The organism is Salinisphaera sp. S4-8 (genome assembly GCF_040361235.1).
Lineage (GTDB): Bacteria > Pseudomonadota > Gammaproteobacteria > Nevskiales > Salinisphaeraceae > Salinisphaera.
This window is the reverse complement of record NZ_APNF01000004.1, coordinates 115952-135587: the sequence shown is the minus strand read 5'-3', so window position 1 is coordinate 135587 and position 19636 is coordinate 115952. Positions and strand designations below refer to the sequence as shown.

16 protein-coding genes are annotated in these 19636 nt (G+C 64.0%); 10 read left to right on the top strand and 6 right to left on the bottom strand.

Annotated elements, in window-relative coordinates; genetic code table 11:
* Window positions 1-68 precede the first annotated feature (68 nt).
* From S4A8_RS07480 to S4A8_RS07470, 3 genes are all read right to left on the bottom strand, one after another.
* Window positions 69-1343 (bottom strand): SH3 domain-containing protein, encoded by a 1275-nt coding sequence (locus S4A8_RS07480; RefSeq protein ID WP_353219675.1) that lies wholly within the window; start codon window positions 1341-1343, stop codon window positions 69-71.
* A 13-nt stretch (window positions 1344-1356) separates the two neighbouring features.
* A complete protein-coding gene (locus S4A8_RS07475) occupies window positions 1357-2727 on the bottom strand; it encodes an SH3 domain-containing protein (protein ID WP_353219674.1) in 1371 nt (456 codons plus the stop codon).
* Between the two features lie 115 nt (window positions 2728-2842).
* Entirely contained in the window at window positions 2843-4744 is a 1902-nt protein-coding gene (locus S4A8_RS07470; protein WP_353219673.1) for an AMP-binding protein, read from the bottom strand.
* A 162-nt stretch (window positions 4745-4906) separates the two neighbouring features.
* Here S4A8_RS07470 and S4A8_RS07465 point away from each other — a divergent pair, with 162 nt between their 5' ends.
* The 5 genes from S4A8_RS07465 to S4A8_RS07445 all read left to right on the top strand — a co-directional run bounded on the left by S4A8_RS07465 (window position 4907) and on the right by S4A8_RS07445 (window position 10191).
* On the top strand, window positions 4907-7084 hold the full coding sequence (locus S4A8_RS07465) for an ABC transporter substrate-binding protein (protein ID WP_353219672.1): 2178 nt from the start codon (window positions 4907-4909) through the stop codon (window positions 7082-7084).
* Complete coding sequence (locus tag S4A8_RS07460) at window positions 7084-8058, top strand: ABC transporter permease (protein ID WP_353219671.1); 975 nt, start codon at window positions 7084-7086, stop codon at window positions 8056-8058. Before S4A8_RS07465 ends, S4A8_RS07460 begins: the two co-directional genes overlap by 1 nt.
* Window positions 8059-8121: 63 nt before the next feature.
* Complete coding sequence (locus S4A8_RS07455; protein ID WP_353219670.1) at window positions 8122-8400, top strand: type II toxin-antitoxin system RelE/ParE family toxin; 279 nt, start codon at window positions 8122-8124, stop codon at window positions 8398-8400.
* Window positions 8400-8693 carry a HigA family addiction module antitoxin gene (locus S4A8_RS07450; protein WP_502950713.1) on the top strand — a complete coding sequence of 98 codons (294 nt, stop codon included), beginning with the start codon at window positions 8400-8402 and terminating at the stop codon, window positions 8691-8693. The genes S4A8_RS07455 and S4A8_RS07450 overlap by 1 nt, the downstream gene beginning before the upstream one ends.
* A gap of 43 nt (window positions 8694-8736) precedes the next feature.
* A complete protein-coding gene (locus S4A8_RS07445) occupies window positions 8737-10191 on the top strand; it encodes an ABC transporter permease (protein WP_502950712.1) in 1455 nt (484 codons plus the stop codon).
* Between the two features lie 27 nt (window positions 10192-10218).
* On the opposite strand, the gene S4A8_RS07440 is transcribed toward S4A8_RS07445, so the two are convergent.
* On the bottom strand, window positions 10219-11097 hold the full coding sequence (locus S4A8_RS07440) for a sulfite exporter TauE/SafE family protein (protein WP_353219668.1): 879 nt from the start codon (window positions 11095-11097) through the stop codon (window positions 10219-10221).
* Between the two features lie 186 nt (window positions 11098-11283).
* Between S4A8_RS07440 and S4A8_RS07435 the strand changes: the two genes are divergently transcribed.
* The 4 genes from S4A8_RS07435 to S4A8_RS07420 all read left to right on the top strand — a co-directional run bounded on the left by S4A8_RS07435 (window position 11284) and on the right by S4A8_RS07420 (window position 15570).
* Window positions 11284-11922, top strand: a complete 639-nt coding sequence (locus S4A8_RS07435) for a hypothetical protein (RefSeq protein WP_353219667.1) — start codon at window positions 11284-11286, stop codon at window positions 11920-11922.
* Window positions 11923-12056: 134 nt separating this feature from the next.
* A complete protein-coding gene (locus S4A8_RS07430) occupies window positions 12057-12497 on the top strand; it encodes a DUF2383 domain-containing protein (protein WP_006914207.1) in 441 nt (146 codons plus the stop codon).
* A 65-nt stretch (window positions 12498-12562) separates the two neighbouring features.
* Window positions 12563-13387: a manganese catalase family protein gene (locus S4A8_RS07425; protein ID WP_353219666.1), complete on the top strand. Its 825-nt coding sequence runs from the start codon at window positions 12563-12565 to the stop codon at window positions 13385-13387.
* Between the two features lie 167 nt (window positions 13388-13554).
* Entirely contained in the window at window positions 13555-15570 is a 2016-nt protein-coding gene (locus tag S4A8_RS07420) for an ABC transporter ATP-binding protein (RefSeq protein WP_353219665.1), read from the top strand.
* A gap of 18 nt (window positions 15571-15588) precedes the next feature.
* Here the strand turns inward: S4A8_RS07420 and S4A8_RS07415 are convergent, their stop codons facing one another.
* Window positions 15589-16752, bottom strand: coding sequence for a TAXI family TRAP transporter solute-binding subunit (locus S4A8_RS07415; protein WP_353219664.1), 1164 nt, complete (start codon window positions 16750-16752; stop codon window positions 15589-15591).
* Between the two features lie 107 nt (window positions 16753-16859).
* The gene (locus S4A8_RS07410; protein WP_353219663.1) at window positions 16860-18602 is read right to left on the bottom strand and encodes an acyl-CoA dehydrogenase family protein; all 1743 of its coding nucleotides are present in this window, start codon (window positions 18600-18602) and stop codon (window positions 16860-16862) included.
* A gap of 109 nt (window positions 18603-18711) precedes the next feature.
* Here S4A8_RS07410 and S4A8_RS07405 point away from each other — a divergent pair, with 109 nt between their 5' ends.
* Complete coding sequence (locus tag S4A8_RS07405) at window positions 18712-19590, top strand: LysR family transcriptional regulator (protein WP_353219662.1); 879 nt, start codon at window positions 18712-18714, stop codon at window positions 19588-19590.
* The last annotated feature ends 46 nt before the right edge of the window (window positions 19591-19636 follow it).

Here is a 19636-nt window from a genome sequence, read left to right as displayed (position 1 = left end):
GATTCTCCTCTGATACTGCAGTATTCAAACGGTATAACGCACTCGTGAGGGCATAGGCACGAGGGCATTCAGCCGCCGCCGGTCCCCACAACGTCCGGCCTGCTGCGCGGGGCCGAGGCCTCGGCCTGCTTATTGGCTTCGGCCCGCGCCTGGGCTTCGGCTTGCGCACGAGCCTCGGTTTCGACGGCGTGACGCGCATTGGCGGCGTCGTCCGGCGTGAGCACGAACGCGCCGACCCAGCCGGCCGCGTCGCCATCGGCGCGCTCGACCCGTCGCCAGCCCGGGCGTTGCTCAAGCAGCTTCACCGACGTGCCATAGGCCAACCGGTCGCGCACCGACGCATCGGTGCGCGGTTCATCCCGCAGTTCGGCCGAGCCGCTGGCGACCGTATACCAGGGCCCGGCCGGTGTCGCCGGCTGCGCCTCGGTCTGTCCGTCCGTATTGGTGTCGCCCTCGGTATCGGCAATACGCTTTGGATTACGCGGCGATTGCGCGGCCTCGGTGGTCGCGCCGACATCATCGCCGCCGTTCGTCTCGGGCGCCGATTCCGTCGGCCCCTCGTCGGCGGCGACGCGTTCGTCGCCCTCATCGGCCGCGTCCTTGCGGTTGATGGTAATCAGCCGGTCGGCGATCCAGCCGATGCTGTCGTAGTCGACGAACCAGACCCGCGACCAGCCAGCACGCTGGTCGAGCAGCACACCGCTGTCCTGACGGCTGACCTGATCGAGAATCTGCGACTGCATGGAGGGCCCGGCACGCAGATTGACCAGACTCGCCATCACCCGAACCTCCGGCAGACGCACGGCCAGCCCGTTGAGGTTGTTACGTGCCTCGGGGCTGGCGTCGGCCGCACGGCTCAACCAGCGCACCGCGCTCGCCCGATCGCGGGGCATACCCTGACCTTCCAGATACATCAGGGCGAGATTGTTCTGGGCCGGGGCGAAATCCTGGCGCGCGGCTTTTTCGTACCAGCGCCGGGCCGCGGCAATATCGCGGGGCACGCCGTCCCCGGCCTGCAGCATGCGCGCCAGGTTGTACTGGGCCTGAACATTGCCCTGCTCGGCGGCCGCCTGAAACCAGCGGCGGGCCGTTTCGCGATCACGGGCACGGCCCAGACCATTGGCATAAAGCAGGGCCAGATTGAACTGGGCGCGGGCATCGCCGTCTTCGGCCAGGGGCGCCCAGAGATCGTGGGCAACGTCGTAGTTACCTCTCTGGTAAGCCGTGATGGCGTCCGAGAAGTCATCGCCGAAGGCCGGCAGACTCAGCATCATCGCGAGTGCCACGAACACCGGTAGCCATGGGCGGTGCCATGCGCTGCGTTTTTCAATCAAAGCTTCCATACATCCTATGCCGTTAACCGCCGCTTTCGCCCACTCTCACCGCGGCCCGCTGTGCTGATTTTTCCGGCGGGGTAATTTCGCCGGCAATCAGAAACGCGGCCACCCAGCCACGGCCCGGCGTGCCCGAAAAGCGAACTTCCCGCCAGCCGCCACGCTCGTCGACGATCTGTATCGATTCGCCGCGATGCAGCTGGCCGAGCACCGGCGCATGATTCGACGGCTGTGCACGTAGGTTCGCATTCGATGCGCCGATACGGGCCGTGCGCGCGCTCCCATCGATATCGACGCCCATCGGCGTTTCCTCCAACAGGAATGCCGCCACCCAACCGTTGTCACCGTCGGCCAGCGCGATACGACGCCAACCCGCCGCCCGCTCGATGATTTTAACCCGCGTATCGCGCGGCAACTGGGCGACGACTGGCGCATCGAGTGCGGGCGCACGGCGTACATTGAGCAACGCGGCCGCCACCCGTGCCGAATCGGCTGCGGGCGGCGTGCCGAAATCGATACTATCCAGACCGGCCAGCCAGCCCGTATTGCGTAATAAACGGTCCGGCGAGCCCGACGCGCTGTTGGCGCCACGCCGAGCCACCGTAGATGTTTGCACCTCACCGGCACGGCGCACGCGGCGTGCATCCAGATCGGTCAATGGTCCGAATTCGTAGCGATCCAGACGCAGTGGCCGGGCGCTCGGATCGGGCGGATCGACCAGCAACCGCTGCGCAATCCAGCCGACGGTATCGGGCGCGCCCTCGTGGCCCAGCTGCCAGACTTCGGCCCAGCCCCCGCGCTGTGTAAGCACCCGCAGCTGCTCGCCGCGCTCGGCGCTGGCCACGATTTCGCCGTCGCGGCCCGGCGTACGCCGGATATGCGCCGAGCCCACACCAACCGAAGCCACCGGCAGGGCCGCGATCAACGCTGCGCGATCGCTGGCCCGGGCGCGCTCGAGCCAGGCGACGGCGCGCGCCGGATCGCGGCGCAGGCCGTCGCCTGCCAGGGTCATCAAGGCCAGATTATAGGCGGCCACGGCCAGCCCCTGGCGGGCGCTCTCCGTGTACCAGAAGGCGGCCTGGGCAGCATCACGCGGCACGCCGTTGCCCGTATCTCTCATGACCGCGAGATTGTACTGGGCGCCGGGGTGGCCGCGCTCCGCGGCGCGGGTATAGAAATGCTGGGCTCGCAGCATATCGCGCGGCGTGCCCCAGCCGTTGGCGGCCAACAAGCCCTCGCCATATTGCGCGGCGACATCGCCGGCTGCGGCCAGCGGCTGCCAGATCGCATGCGCCTTAGCGTAATCGCCGCGCGCGAAAGCGGCGGCGCCGGCGGCATAGTCGCTGTCCTGCGCCTGGGCGCTCGCGATCGTCCACGCTGTGAGCAGCCACATCGTGGCAAAAACGACAGTCGCCGTAACCCGCATCGCGCGCCCCTCCCGCATCGCATGCCGTATGAGGCGCTACCGTAGCGCAGTTGGCCGCGCCCGGCACCTGCGAAGCACGCGGTCAGCCGCTGCGGCGGCGGGCGTAGCCGATCTGGCCGAGCTGGGCCTCGATTTCGGTGAGAATCGCCGGGTCGTCGATGGTGGCCGGCGTGGTCCAGTCCTTGCCGTCGGCGATCTCTCGCAGCGTGGCCCTTACAACCTTGCCGGACCGGGTCTTGGGCAGGCGATCGACGATCGCCACATGCCGAAAGGCCGCCACGGGGCCGATCTGATCGCGCACGATCGCGACCAGTTCGGCCACGATCTCGTCACCCGCACGGGTGGCGCTGGATTTTAGTACGACCATGGCGACCGGCAGCTGGCCCTTGTCGGCATCGGCCGCGCCCACGACGGCGGCTTCGGCCACATCTGCATGGGCAGCGATGACTTCCTCGATCACGCCGGTGGACAGGCGATGCCCGGCGACGTTGATGATGTCGTCCACCCGGCTCATTACCCACAGATTGCCATCGGCATCGAAATAGCCCGCATCGCCGGAACGGTAGTAGCCGTCGAACGTCTCGAGATACGACGATTTGTAGCGTTCGTCGTTCTGCCACAGCGTGGGGAAACAGCCCGGTGGCAGCGGCAACTTCACGCAGATATCGCCCATTTCGCCGTTGGGTACTTCTTCGCCGTCGGGCGCGAGCACGTGGATGTCGTAGCCGGGCACGGGCCGGCCTGCCGAGCCGGGCGGCACGTCAAGGCGTTCGAGACCCAGCGGGTTGGCGCTCATCGGCCAGGCGGTTTCGGTCTGCCACCAGTGATCGATCACGGGTACATCCAGTTTGTCGCCGGCCCAGGCAGCCGTATCCGGGTCGGTATGTTCGCCGGCCAGAAACAGCGCGCGCAGGCTGGACACGTCGTACTGCGCGGCCAGCTCGCCGTTCGGGTCGACTTTCTTGATCGCCCGAAACGCCGTCGGCGCGGTGAAGAACACGTCGACCTCATGTTCGGCGATCACCCGGAAGAACGCCCCGGCATCGGGGGTGCCCACCGGCTTGCCTTCGTACATCACCGAAGTGCAGCCCAGCAGCAGCGGTGCATAGACGATATAGGAATGGCCCACGACCCAGCCGACATCCGAGGCGGTCCAGAACACATCGTCCTGGCTCAGCCCGTAAACCGCACGCATGGAATAGTGCATGGCCACGGCATGACCGCCGTTGTCACGCACCACACCCTTTGGCTTGCCCGTGGTACCGGAGGTATACAGGATATACAACGGATCGGTGGCAGCCACCGGCACACAGTCCACCGGCTCGGCGTCGGCCAGGGCGTCGGTCCAGTCGATATCGCGGCCGGGCGTGAGCGCACAGCGCTGCGTTTCGCGCTGAAAGATCACGCAACGCTCGACACGGTGCTCGGCCAGTTCCAGACCGCGGTCGAGCAGCGGTTTGTATTCGACGATACGCGTGGGCTCGATGCCGCAGGAGGCCGACAGCACGAGCTTGGGCGTGGCGTCGTCGATCCGTTTGGCTAACTCGGCGCCGGCAAAGCCGCCGAACACCACCGAATGCACCGCGCCGATACGCGCACAGGCGAGCATGGCGATGACCGCTTCGGGGATCATCGGCATATAGATGATCACGCGATCGCCTTTTTCCACGCCCTGGTTGCGAATCACGCCGGCGAACTTAGCGACCGCGTCGCGCAGCTGGACATAGCTGTAGCGCTGCTGCGAATTCGTGACCGGGCTGTCGTGGATCAGCGCGGTCACGTCGCCACGCCCGGCCTCCACATGCCGGTCGAGGCAATTGTCCGCCGTATTGAGTTCGCCGTCCGGGTACCAGCGATAGAACGGCGCGCGGCTATCGTCCAGAATCTGCTCCGGCGCGCGCGTCCAGCGAATCGCGCCGGCCGCCTCGCCCCAGAACCCTTCCGGATCGCGCAGGGCCTGTTCGAACTCGGCCTGGTAGGACATGCAACACTCCTCGATCGACGTTTTGTTATTCCATCCAATGTGCCAGCGCGCACCGCACGCGCTCCATACGACGAAGGTGGCGCGCACGCCGACGAAACGACTTGGGGCGGCTTTCCCGATCGTCTACATTGGCAGGATGCGCCTACCGCGAACCCTGATCGAATGCATCGCCTGAACGGCCTGCGGCTGGCCGCATGCGCGCTGTTGGTGCTGGCAACCAGCGCTTGCAACGGGCCGTGGAACAATCCCTATCCGGACGCCGATAGCGACAGCGATATCTACTACAGCTCGTTTCGCGAGCCGCCGCGTCATCTGGATCCGGCGCGCTCCTATGCCACCGACGAGGCCAGTTTTACCGGCGCGATCTACGAGCCGCCGTTGCAATATCACTATCTGAAACGGCCCTATACACTCATTCCGGCGACCGCGACCGAGGTCCCCGAACCACAGTATCTCGACGCCGACGGCAATAAGCTGCCCGACGACACGCCGGCAGAAGACGTGGCCACGAGTGTGTATACCGTCGATATCCGGCCCGGCATTCGCTACCAGCCGCATCCGGCGTTTGCGAAAAACGCAGACGGCAATCCACGCTACGACAATCTGACCCTGTCCGACATGGTGGGCATTACCCGTCCGGCCGATTTCGAACATCAGGGTACGCGCGAACTACGTGCCGGCGACTATGTCCATGAAATCAAGCGTCTCGCCAGCCCCGAGGTGAATTCGCCGATCTTCGGGCTCATGAGCGCGCATATCGTGGGCCTGGGCGAACTGCGCGAACGCCTGGAGGCCGCACGCAGCGAACTGGCGCCCGGCCAGTCGCTCGACCTCACCGCCTTTGATTTCGAGGGCGCCCGCGTGATCGACGATCACCGCTACGAAATCCGCGTTGAAGGCGTCTATCCGCAGCTGCGCTACTGGCTGGCACTGGCCTTCTTCGCGCCGGTGCCACCGGAAGTGACGCGCTTTTACGATCAGCCGGCGCTCAAATCCCGCAACATCACGCTGGATACGTTTCCGGTGGGCACCGGTGCCTACATGCTTACCGAAAATAATCCGAACCAGCGCATGGTGCTCGCGGCCAATCCGAATTTTCACGGCCAGCGCTATCCCAGCGAAGGCGAGGCCGGCGACCGCGCTGCCGGCCTGCTGGCCGATGCTGGCAAGCCGTTGCCGTTCATCAAACGCGCGGTCTATTCCCGCGAACAGGAATCCATCCCCTACTGGAACAAGTTCCTGCAGGGCTATTACGACGTCTCCGGCATCAGCGACGATGCCTTCGGCCAGGCGATCAATATTGATGCCGAGGGCAATCCAAGCCTGACCCAGACCATGGCCGCGCACGGTATGGATCTGGCCACCACGGTTCTGCCCGGCATCTTCTATCTGGGCTTCAACCTCAACGACGACGTGGTCGGCGGTCTGGATGAATCCGGGCGCAAGCTGCGCCAGGCGATCTCGATCGCTATCGATATGGAAAGCTATATCCCGTTGTTTCTCAACGGCCGCGGCATTGTCGCCCAGGGCCCGATTCCGCCCGGGCTGTTCGGATATGAGGACGGCAAGGCCGGGATGAACCCGGTGGTTTACGACTGGGTTGACGGCGAAGCGGTTCGCAAGCCGATCGACGCTGCGCGTAAGCTGCTCGCCGAGGCCGGCTATCCGAACGGTATCGATCCGAACACCGGCCAATCGCTGCTGGTGAATATCGATACGCCGGCCACCGGCCCCGAGTTCAAGACGCAAATGGACTGGATGCGCCAGCAGTTCGACAAGCTCGGTATTCAGCTGGTCGTGCGTGCCACGACCTGGCCGCGTTTTCAAAAGAAAATCGCCGAAGGCAATGTCCAGATCTATTTCGGCAGCGGCTGGATGGCCGACTATCCGGACCCGGAGAATTTCCTGTCGCAGCTCTACGGGCCCAACGGCACCGCCGAGCACGCCGGCTCGAACTATGCCAACTATTCAAACGACGAATACGACCGGCTGTTTCGCCAGATGCGGGTGATGGAGAACAGCCCTGAGCGCCAGGCGATCATCGAGCGCATGCTCACGATCCTGCGCCGCGACGCCCCCTGGCAATGGGGGTATTTCCCGCGACAGTACGCGCTCTACCACCAGTGGCTGCACAACACCAAGCCCAACGGCATGATCCAGAGCTCGTTGAAATACCTGCGCCTGGACGGCGCGCTGCGTGGCGAAAAGCGCCGTGAATGGAACGACCCAGTGCTTTGGCCCATCGCTGCAGGCATCGCGCTGTTGGTCGCACTGCTGCTACCCGGCGTCTGGATTTATCGCCGGCGCGAAAACGGCACTGTTCGACGGAGCATGCGCTGATGCTGGCCTACATCATTCGCCGTGCGCTCTACGCGATCCCGGTGCTCATCGGCGTGAACCTGATCACGTTCTTATTGTTCTTCGTGGTCAACACACCGGACGATATCGCCCGCATGCAGCTCGGCTTCAAGCGGGTTACGCCTGAGGCGATCCAGACATGGAAAGCCACCCACGGCTACGACTTGCCCTATATCTATAACGAGCAAGCCGACGGTCTCGACAGCCTGACCGAGACGCTGTTCTTTCAGAAATCAGTAAAAGTAATCGCCTTCGACTTCGGGCATTCTGATTCCGGTCGCTCGATTTCCTCAGACATTCTCGAACGCATGGGTCCGAGCCTGGCGCTGGCCGTACCCACGCTCATCGTGGGCATGCTGGTGAACATCACCTTCGGGCTGCTGCTGGTGTTCTTTCGCTCGACCGCCATCGACTGGGGCGGCGTGGTGCTGTGCGTGGTGCTGATGTCGATCTCGCCGCTGTTCTACATCATCGCGGGCCAGTACGTGGCCGGCAAGCTCATGAATCTGGTGCCCATTTCCGGTTTTGACGCGGGCTGGGACATGGGCAAGTTCCTGGTGCTGCCGGTGATCATCGGCGTGGTGGGCGGCATCGGCTCGGGCACCCGCTGGTATCGCACCATCTTCATGGAGGAATACGGCAAGGATTATGTCCGTACCGCCCGCGCCAAGGGTTTGTCGGACCTGCGCATTCTGTTCGTGCATGTGCTCAAGAACGGCATGATCCCGATTCTCACCGGCGTGGTCGTGCTGCTGCCGCTACTGTTCATGGGCAGCCTGATCATGGAGTCCTTTTTCGGCATCCCGGGACTGGGCAGCTATACCATCGAAGCCATCAACAACCAGGACTTCGCTATCGTGCGGGCGATGGTCTTCCTCGGCTCCGTGCTCTATATCGTCGGCCTGCTGCTCACCGATATCAGCTATACGCTGTTTGATCCGCGGATACGGTTATGAGTGCCGGATTGTGGGGAAATTTCGATTCTTGTTGCGTGTTGCGCAACGCGCTAATATCAGCCCGTGATCAAATCGTTCCGGCATAAAGGCCTCAAGCGATATTACGAAACCGGTTCAAAGGCGGGCATACAGCCCGATCATGCAAAGCGGTTACGGATGCAGCTCGCCGCGCTCGATACCGCGCAAACGGTCAACGACATGGATATACCCGGCTTCAAGCTGCATTCGCTCAGTGGAGACAGCGTTGATCGATGGTCGATATGGGTGAGCGGCAATTGGCGCCTCACCTTCGAATTTCGAGAGGGCCACGCGTACGTGCTGAATTACGAGGATTATCACTGATGACCATGCACAATCCCCCGCATCCCGGTGAGTTCATCCGTGATGTCTACATGCAGCCATTCGGCATCACCGGGCGGACGCTGGCCGGCAAGCTCGGCGTATCGCCGTCCACACTCAATCGCGTACTCAAGGGCACGAGCGGCATCAGTTCCGAAATGGCGCTGCGGCTGTCGAAAGCACTAGGTCGTTCGCCCGAAAGCTGGATGGCGATGCAGGATCAATACGAACTTTGGCAGGCCCGGCGTACGATCGATCTGGATACAGTCGAGCCAATCGAGTTCGACGCGGCCTGATCGCCTCACCGACGACATTTCCTTACCGGCATAGCTGAAGAACTTGTACGTCCTGCTCTACACCGACGCGCTGATCTACCTGCTGCTGATTGCGATCGCGGTGTTCGTGGTGTGCGCTGCGCGCAGCAAGCCGTTGCGGGTGCCGTGGCTGCGGGTGTTTGCCCGGCCGGTTGGGATGGTCACGCTGGTAATACTGCTGGCCTACACGGCCATCGGCGTGCTCGACAGCATCCACTACCGGCCGACGATGACCAACGAGGCCGGCGAAACCCGCGTTTCGGGCGAGGTCGTGAGCGTGCTGGATACGATCGCCGCGCCGTTGATCGAACACACCGAATACACCTATTCGGCGCCGTTCGCCCTGCACTCCTACGTGCAGCAGGTGGTGACCGCCGCCGATGGCAGCAAGGCCCAGGTCTATCCGCATCTGGCCCATGCGGGCACATCGCTCAACGACAGCGGCCTGACCCGCGGTGAGGATATCGCCCGCCGCGCGGCCCGGGGTGCGGGCTGGGGCCTGGCCGTATGGCTGGCGCTGTGCGTGCCGTTGATCGGACTGATCGCCGCCCATCAACGCCTCTCGCCGGCCACGGTGGCGCGCGACATCGCGACCGATAACACGCCGCTGGCCTGGCGGGCGGCATTGATCGCCATGGCGGTGCTTGCCGTACTCGTGGGCGTGACCGCTTGCCTGGCGGGCGAATACCACGTGCTGGGCACCGACAAGGTGGGCCAGGACGTGCTCTATCAGGCAATCAAGAGTATTCGCACGGGTCTTGCGATCGGCACGCTCACCACGCTGGTAATGCTGCCCTTTGCCCTGCTGCTGGGCACGCTCGCCGGCTATTTCCGTGGCTGGGTGGACGACGTCATCCAGTATCTCTACACCACCCTGTCATCGATACCGGGCGTACTGCTCATCGCCGCCGCGGTACTGATGATGCAGGTCTATATGGAGAACCATGCCGAGGCCTTCGGCTCGACCACGGCACGCGCCGACCTGCGGCTATTGTTCCTGTGCCTGATTCTGGGCATCACCAGCTGGACGGGACTGTGCCGGCTGCTGCGTGCCGAGGTTCGCAAGCTCTCGGAACTGGATTACGTGAGCGCCGCACGTGGGCTGGGCACCTCCCCCATGCGCATTCTAGGCAAGCACATGCTGCCCAACGTCATGCATATCGTGCTGATCCAGGTGGTGCTGGATTTCTCGGCGCTCGTGCTAGCCGAAGCCGTGCTCAGCTATATCGGCGTGGGTGTGGACCCGACCATGAACAGCTGGGGCAACATGATCAACGCCGCGCGCCTGGAAATGGCGCGCGACCCGATCGTGTGGTGGCGCCTGGGCGGGGCCTTCGTATTCATGCTGGTGCTGGTACTGGCCGCCAATCTGTTCGCGGACGTCGTACGCGATGCCTTCGACCCGCGCCTGCGCGGCGCCGAAGGCGGGCGGGCTGTCAAACGCCGGGCACCGGCTGAGCCAGCCGGCGGCGCCCGATAGCTACCACCTATTGACTGCGGCCGGCGCTCAGGCGGTTGCCTCGGCAAGCGTCGCGCTGCGGCGATGCTGGCGTACGACATAGGCCACGAGCGCGGCCCACAGCACGAGCCCACCCAGCAGCAGCGAGTTCACCACCGCCGTATCGACGCCGAGCGAGGCCAGCACGGTACGGGCGTTGGTCAGAATGATCGCGCCGCCCACGATCGCGGCCAGCACCTGGGCGGGCAGATAGCGCACGAGTGCGGCGGCGATCGGCGCCGCGATGAGCCCGCTGACGGCAAAGATCGCCACCCACGACCAGTTGATGCCATGCAGGCCGAGCACGAGCAGAAACCCCAGCGAGCCGGCGAGCGTCACGGCGAACTCGCTGGCATCGACCGTGCCCACCACGCGCCGCGGTTCCATGCCGGCATGGGCCATGAGCGTGGGCGTGGCGATCGGCCCCCAGCCACCGCCGCCCACACTGTCGAAAAATCCCGCCACGATCGATAGCGGCACCGTTTTCCAGTGCGACAGCAGCTTCTTCTCCCGCGTTTTACGCAGGCCCAGCAGGACCGAAGCGGTGACGTACACGCCCAGCAGCAGCAAGAAGGCCGATACGAACGGCTTGATCAGATCGCCCGAGATCGAGCCCAGAAACAGCGCTCCGACGAAGGCACCGAGGGCGCCCGGTACGACCATACGCTTGAGCAGGGCCACGTCGACATTGCCGAACCGATAATGGGCCGTCCCGGAGGCGGCCGTGGTCGCGATCTCGGCGAAATGAATCGACGCCGAGGCCACCGCCGGGCTGATGCCGAGCGCGATCAGCATGGTAGACGAGGTCAGCCCATAGCCCATGCCAAGCGAGCCGTCGACCAGTTGCGCAACGAAACCCGCAATACCGAACAATATAAGTTTTTGCACCCGAAACGCCGGAAGATGAGATCAGGACGCGAACTCTATCCGGCCCGAATACCCGACAAAAAAGAATATTAATTGAAATACAAATCACTTTTTCATCTATAGGGAGATGCCTTCACTGTCTGGGCAGCGCCGGGGCGGGCCCATGACCTGTAGGGTGGCCGTTCAAAATCGCGTCGAGCCGCCAACATGTGGGATTTCATCAGCGCCAACGCCCAGGTGCTTACGTTGTGCATAACGGCTGCCACGCTTATCGTCTGGACCGTTTACGGCCAGCTGATGGCCAAGGGCCTGTATCGCAGTCAGTTGCCGCGACTGTTCTTGAAGCAGGCCGGCGGGCGCGGCCTGCAGTCGCGCTGCTATCTGGCCAATATGGGCCTCGAGTCGGCCTATCTGCGCTCCGTATTCATCGATATGCAGACCGCCGACGGCCATGCGCGGGGTACGGTCAACGCCTACCAGCCGGCCAGCGATGAGGAAGCCGGCGGTGGCTATACCCGCACAGGCGTGCTGGGCCCGGTGCAGGGCAATGCCCATATCAGCCTTGGCCGGTTCAGCGATTTGCTCGAATCCAGCGCCTTCGACGCCGGCCTGACCGCCAGCCGCAAAGCGCCCGTGTCCACGATTAACCTGCAGCGCTTAACCGTTACCGCGATCCTGAACTACGGCCCGGACGAAAAACTCATCGGCGCGGTGCGTGACTTTAGCCTCGATTCCGCTGGCGAACACGTGGGCCCAACGTCAGTAGACACGACGTTATTGAAAGGGTGGCGCCACAGGCGGCGTCTCAAGCGCGACCTTCAACGGGTGATGCGCAGCGACTACTAAGGCCGCCTCGAACACCGCCCAGCGCCCCCTCACAAGAGTACATAGGTACAACTGCTGAGGGTATTGATGCGCATATACCGGCCTGATTCAAAAGGCGCATGGTCTGGGCTCAGCTTCAAATCAGGCCTTTATATATGGTCACTCTGGTTGGCAACGAATCCGAACTCACCGACCTGCTCCAGAATCTGGTGCGGCTCGACTACGACGCGATCGACGCCTACGACGCCGCGATCGAACGCCTCGAAGACACCAAGGCACAGGAGATGCTGCGCGCATTCCGCAAGGACCACGAACGGCATATCGCCGATCTGACGCCGCATATCACGGGCCTGGGCGCCGAGGTGCCCGCCGGTAGCGGCCCCAAGCATCTGCTCACCGAAGGCAAGGTCAAGGTGGCCGCCCTGGCGGGCGATTCCGCCATTCTCACGGCCATGGCCACCAACGAAGTCGAGACCGAATCGGCCTATCGCAGCGCATCCGAACGCGATGACGTAGACGGCGAACTCGCCGAGAAACTGCGGGCCGGCATGGCCGACGAAGCCCGCCACAAGGAATGGATGAAAGAGCGCGCCTGATCGCGCCTGTCGCTCGCGCACCGCGCGATTTCCGTTCCTTTCTTACTATTTAACAAGGACTATTTATGTTCCGTCACTCCTCCAAGCTCCAGTACCCGGTCAAGGTCGATACCCCCGATCCGCAGTTCGCCATGATGCTCCAGCAGGCGATCGGCGGCATCGAGGGCGAGATCCGCGTGGCCATGCAGTATTTCTTTCAGGCGATGGGCGCCCGCGGTGACGACCGTATTCGCGACCTGCTCATGTCTACGGCCACCGAAGAGTTATCGCATATCGAGATGCTCGGCCACGCGGTCGCACTCAATCTCGAAGGCGCGCCGCTGTCCTACCAGGAAGAATCCGCCAAGGACCCGGTCATCAACGCCATTCTCGGCGGCATGAATCCGCGTCATCTGCTCTCCTCGGGATTGTCGGCCATGCCGGTCAACGCCAACGGCGTGCCCTTCGACATGAGCCATGTCTATGCCACCGGCAATATCGGTGCAGACATGATGTGCAACGTGGCAGCCGAAGCCGGCGGGCGTGTACTGGCCTCGCGCCTGTACAACTGGACCGACGACCACGGCATGAAGGACTTCCTGGCGTTCCTGATCGCCCGCGATACCTATCATCAGCAGCAGTGGCTGGCGGTGATAGAGGAACTGGGTGGCATGGAAGCCCAGCTGCCGATCCCCAACACCACGCCGGATGATCACGAGGCGAAGGAACATTCCTACTATTACCTGAATACGCTGCTCGACAAGCAGGCGCCGGAAGGCCGTTGGGGCCACGGCCCGTCGCTGGACGGCAAGAGCGAATACTCGGTTCGCAACGAGCCGGAGCCGCAGGGCCAGGAACCCTCGCTGGGCAAGGCGCGCGAAGGCTCGCGCGTGCAGAAAGGCCAGCTCTAGGGCGTGGCGAAGGCGCCGGGCGGCGCAGTATCCGCCCGGTGGCTTCGCGACCCCGCAGCCGAAGAAACCGCGACCGACAGGGCGTTTTGCCTGTCGGTCGTTTTTTTTGCCCGACGCTCGAGGCGTCGGTGGTTTCGTTTTTCTCCCGCCGGTGATTTACTCAGCGCATGACATCCAATCCCCCCCTGCTCGAAGTCGAGGCGCTGCGTACGCATCTGGATACGCCCGCTGGCGTGCTGCGCGCGGTCGATGCCGTGAGCTTTGCCATCGCACCGGGCGAAACCCTGGCCCTGCTGGGCGAATCCGGCTGCGGCAAATCGATGACGGCGCTGTCGCTGATGGGGCTGACACCCCAAACCAATACCCGCGTGCTGGACGGCACGGTACGTCTGGGCGGGGAGGATCTGCTCGGCCTGTCCGAGGCGGCCATGCGCGAACGCCGCGGCGCGCGTATCGGCATGGTGTTCCAGGAGCCGATGAGCGCGCTCAATCCCGTGCTGACCGTCGGCCAGCAGGTCGGCGAAGCACTGGCGACCCATGCCGGGCTGCGCGGCAATGCCCGGCGCGAGCGCGGCCTGGCGCTGCTCGAAGAGGTCGGCATGCCCGACCCAACCGCGCGCTGGGATGCCTATCCGCATCAGTTATCGGGCGGGCTCAAGCAGCGCGTGGTGATCGCCATTGCCCTGGCCGGCGAGCCGGATGTGCTGATCGCCGACGAACCCACGACCGCGCTGGATGTGACCATTCAGGCCCAGATTCTCGCGCTGCTGGCCCGCCTGCAGCGCGAGCGCGGCATGGCGCTGTTGCTGATCACCCACGATCTGGCCGTGGTCAACGAAGTGGCCGATCGTGTGGCAGTGATGTATGCCGGGCATATCGTGGAACTCGCCGACCGCGAGACGCTGTTCAAGGCACCGCGCCATCCTTATACGCGCAAGCTGTTCGCCTCGCTGCCCGGCGCCACCCAGCGCGGGTGCCAGCTCGCCGCCATCCCCGGCACCGTGCCGCCGCTCACATCCGATCTTCCGGCCTGTCGGTTTGCCGATCGCTGTGAATATGCCTGGGCGGCCTGCCGTACCAGCGCGCCCGCCTGGCAGACCGATGCCGGCGCGCGGGTTCGCTGCCATCTCTACGACTCGAACTATCGCGGTGAACCCTTACCGGCCGCGCTTGCAGCAGCCGATACCACGGCCGACAAGGCCAAGGGCGAAACAGAACCGGAAACGCTGCTCGAAGCCCGCGATGTGGCCGTGCATTTTCCGATCACCAAGGGGGTGTTCAAACGCACCGTGGGACACGTACGCGCGGTCGACGGCATATCGCTGGATATCAAATGCGGGCGCACGCTGGCACTGGTCGGGGAATCCGGCTGTGGCAAGACCACTCTCGGGCGTGCACTCGCCCGGCTGATCGAACCGACCGCCGGCACGCTACGCTTCGGCGGCGACGATCTGGCGGCCCTGTCCGGCAGGCGGCTGCGCGCTGCGCGCCGGCACCTGCAGATGATCTTTCAGGATCCGTTTTCGGCCATGAACCCGCGCATGCTGGTCGGCGAGATCATCGCCGAAGGGCTCGTTGCGCAGAAGATCGGCCAGAACAGCGCCGAGCGCCGCCGTATTGCCACCGAGCTGCTGGCCGACGTCGGTCTGCCGGCCGCAGCCCTGGATCGCTACCCGCACGAGTTTTCAGGCGGCCAGCGCCAGCGTATCTGTATCGCCCGGGCGCTGGCGCTCGAACCGGACCTGCTGATCTGCGACGAGCCGACCAGCGCGCTGGATGTATCGGTTCAGGCGCAGGTGCTCAACCTGCTCAAACGCCTGCAGGCCGAGCGCAATCTGGCCTATCTTTTCATCACCCACGATATGGCGGTGGTGAGCTATCTGGCCGACGACATCGCGGTCATGTATCTGGGCGAAATCGTCGAGCGCGGCCCGGCCGCCGAGTTGCTCTCAGCGCCCAAGCACCCGTACACACAAGCCCTGCTGTCGGCCATGCCGCGCGTCGACAACCGCCATCACGGCGAACGCATCCATCTGGCGGGCGATCTGCCGTCACCGGCGAACCCGCCGGCGGGTTGTCGATTCCATCCGCGTTGTGCGCATGTCATGGATCGCTGCAAGCGAGAGTCGCCGCAAGCCCGTGCGTTCGGGGCCGGCCATAGCGCGCGTTGTCATCTGTACTGAGGCCGGCCCGCGCCGAAACTACAAGCCCTCGATGCCCTCTTTGCGCCGGGCCTGCCAGCGCTTTTCAAACGCCGCATCGCTTTCACCCTGGGACTCGGCCACGGTTTCTTTCCAGGCCGCGCGCAGCGCATTCAGGCGCGTCAGACGCTGGTCGTTCCATTGCTGCATCTCGTCGGTCCAGATGCCTTTTTCCTTGAGATACGCGATCGCGCCCGAATGAAACGGCACATCGATCGGCGGCGTGCCGGCGCGATCCAGCGCCCAGCGTTTCATCGCCGCGGTGGCGTTTTGGTATTCGGGAAAGGCCTGATCCAGCGCCTTGAGATAGTTGTAGACGAAATTCTCGTCGGCATCCGCGGGCACCACCATCATCGGATAGCGATAGGCCAGAATATCCACCGGGTGATCCTTGCTGATGCCGCCGCCGATGGTTTCCTGATAGGGCTGAAAAAACGGCGCAACCTTCTGCAGCCGTGCCCAGCCGGCCTTGTTATCCGGTGACAGTTCCAGCCAGCGGATACCGCGCGGCGATTCGGCCAGTTCGTAGGTCTGGCTCGTGGTCGGCGTGGTACAGGCTGCATCCGCCTTGCCCTGGGCGAGCGCGCTCATCGTTGCGCTATAGGTCGGGAACATAATCGCGTTGACATCGTCGCGGGTCAGCCCGGCAAAGGCCAGAAACGCATCGCATTTGAGATTGGTCGACGGGTTACCGGCGGTATAGGCCACGCGCTGGCCCTTGAGCTGTTGCAGGGTTTCGATACCAGCATCGCGCGCGGTGAACACGCCGAACGAGGACGGGCGGCCGGCGATTACGCGCAGATCCTGCGGGCCCCAGCGCCGCGCGGCGAAATCGGCGACGCCCTCGGCGGCGAAAAACGTTTCCGTGGCGAGAAAACCGACCTGGGCCCGGCCGCGCAACAACGGTTCGAGCCGGCCTACCGCCGAACCGGACGGCTGAATACGAATCCGCGTGCCGTAGTCCTTGCCGAAGGCATCCGCAATCGCCGAGGCCTCGGCATAGCCGGCAGAACCGATATCGTAGGACGACCAGGTCATCGTCGACGGTAGTGCCGGCGCGCCGTTGACTTCCGCATCGGCCATCGCACCCGACACACCAAACAGGGTACAGGCGGCCAGGCCCGCACCCGCGATCAACGAACGCAGTAACGCCTTGGTTTTCATCGATTGTCTCCTCCGGGCTGTTTTTGATTGTTCTTGATGGTTCTTATCGCCGCCGGCCGGGCGGTATGCTCAGTGCCCGTGCGTGGCGCGCGGATGCGCGTTGTCGTTCACGGGCATAGCGCAAGCGCCTGCTCGAGGGACAGCGGCGCTTCGTCGAGCAGCGCACGCTGTATGTCGGCATCGTCGCCGGCCGGCTGCGGCGCAAGCGGGTCGGCCGGCTGCAACTTGTAGCGCACCACCAGAAACGCCAGCGCAAGCCGGCGCGCGTCGTGGGTTTGTTGTGCGGCCTCCCAGGCCATGAACACCGCACTGCAGAGGTGGTAGAGCGCACTGGCGACCTGGCGCACGATGTCGTCGTCGTTGTGTTCGACGGTTCGCGCCGCCAGAGCCGCCACACGATCGATGAACGAGCTGAACAGCGACCATGCGGCCGCTGGCATGCCGTCGTCCGCCACCCGGGCATGCAGATAGGCGATCAAGGGATCAAGGGTGTGCTGGCGGCGGATCGCCCGCATCACATCGAGGGCGACGATATTGCTCGTGCCTTCCCAGATTGAGCCCAGATGCGCATCGCGCAGCAACTTGGCCTCGGGCCATTCCTCGATATAACCGACGCCACCGCGCACCTCCATGGCATCGCCGATCGCCTTGCGCGAATCGCGGGTGGCGCGAAACTTGATCAACGGCGTGAGGATGCGCACCAGCTTGGCTGCGTTTTCGTCACCGTGATCGGCTTTATCCAGGCAGCGGCTGATATGCATGAACATGGAGCGCGCCTGTTCGGCCGGCAGCATGATCTTGAGCAGCTGGCGCTGCATGAGCGGCATATCGATCAGCCGTTTGCCGAACGCTTCGCGATGGCGGGCGACGTGCAGCGCTTCCGAGAGCGCGCGGCGCATCAGCCCCGCGGCACGTACGCCGTTGGACAGGCGCGACATGTTCATCATGTCCGCGATCTGCTGGAAACCGCGGCCGATATCGCCAATCAAGTAGGCCGTGGCGTCTTCGAGCACGATCTCGCCGCTGGCCATCGAGCGCGTGCCCAGCTTGTCCTTCAGGCGCACGATGCGATAGCCGTTGCGCGTGCCGTCGTCGCGGGTTTTCGGTAACAGGAACAGTCCGATACCGGCCATGCCACCGGGCCCGTCGTCGGCCCGGGCGAGCACCATGGCCAGATCCGCATCGGCGTTCGAACAGAACCACTTGTCGCCGCGTAGACGCCATTCGCCGTCTGCGCCGCCCGTTGCGCGGGTGGCCCGGGTGGTAATACGGGCAATATCCGAACCTGCGGCCTGTTCGGTCATGAACATCGCGCCCTGATAGAGCGTGTCCATATCGCGGGCGGTCAGATAGGGCAGGTACTTATCCACCAGCGCCGCATCACCAAACTTGCGCAGCGTGCGGGTGAGCGAATCGGTCATGCTCACCGGGCAGCACAGCCCGAACTCGGCCTGTACGAACAGATAGGTCAACGCATACTTGATCAGCGACGGGCGCTTGCCATCGGTATGACTGAGCGCGGCCAGCCCCAGCTCGCCATAGGCCACGCCTTCGAGCGCGGTATAGCTCGGGTGCTTTTCAATGGACTGCGCGTTTTCGCCGCGCCGGTTGCGATGCACGAGCACCGGCGGATTGCGGTCGGCGGCCATGGCGAGATCGTCGAGTTCACCCGCCGCGCGAGCGCCCAGATCGACGAGCTGCGGTTCGAGTTTCTCGTAGTCCGCATCGCCCAGATATACCCGCAACAAACGGGCTAGATCCGGATCGCGCTCGAACAGGCTCAGCCCCCTCGCATCGGGGATGTTGCTTTGCAAAACCGCCGCTTGCGACGCGGTTGCAGGAGTCGACATGGCGCATTCTCGTATGAGCTTGAATGCAGACTAGGGCGCGCTTTCGATAGACGTCCAATACAATTGATCTCCTGTTCGATAAACATAGCTTATCGCTGGAAACGCCATCATGGACCTCAAACAACTGCGTTATTTCGTGGCCGTGGCCCGGGAACTGCATTTCGGACGCGCCGCCCGCCGCCTGCATATCTCACAGCCGGCGTTGAGTTTCGATATCAAGAAATTCGAGCAACAGCTGGGCGTGACGCTGCTCGAGCGCAACAGCAAACGCGTGGCCCTGACCGATGCCGGCACGCTGCTGTTGACCGAGGCCGAAAACCTGCTTGCCCATGCCGCCGACGCCGAGCAGCTCGTACGTCGCTCGGCACGGCGCCTGAGCGGCCGGCTGCGCGTGGGCTTCGTCAATTCGATGCTGTTTCGCGGCTTGCCCGAGGCGATCGAACGCTTCGGCCGCGATCATGCCGATATCGATATCGTGCTCAAGGAGCTCAACAGCGAAGAACAGATCGCCGCCCTGCTGGGCCAGCGCATCGATATGGGCTGTTCCCACGGGATTCGTCACGGCGACGAGATCCGCAGCCTGCTGCTGCTGCGCGAATCCTTTCTATGCTGTCTTCCAATTAGCCACCGGCTTGCCGGCACAGGCGCCATCGAGCTGGCCCGCCTGGCCGAAGAACCGTTCATCCTGTTCCCACGCGCAGTTTCGCCGCACTATCACGACCGGATCGTTGCGCTATGCGTGGCGGCGGGCTTCAGCCCGCAGATTCGCCATGAAGCACGGCTGTGGCAGACCGTGGTGACGATGGTGGAAAAAGGCATGGGCGTTGCCCTGGTTCCGGCGCCGCTCAGACATGCCGCGCGGGATACCGCCTGCTTTCGGCCGTTGGCCGGCAATGCGGGCGCGTCGGAGATTCATCTGCTACGCCGTCGCGGTATTCAGAACCCGCTCGCCGATGCGTTTTCTGCCTGTCTGGCCGAGGCCACGTAACGGTTTCACGTGGAGCAGACAAAAAAAGAGCCGCCCGAAGGCGGCT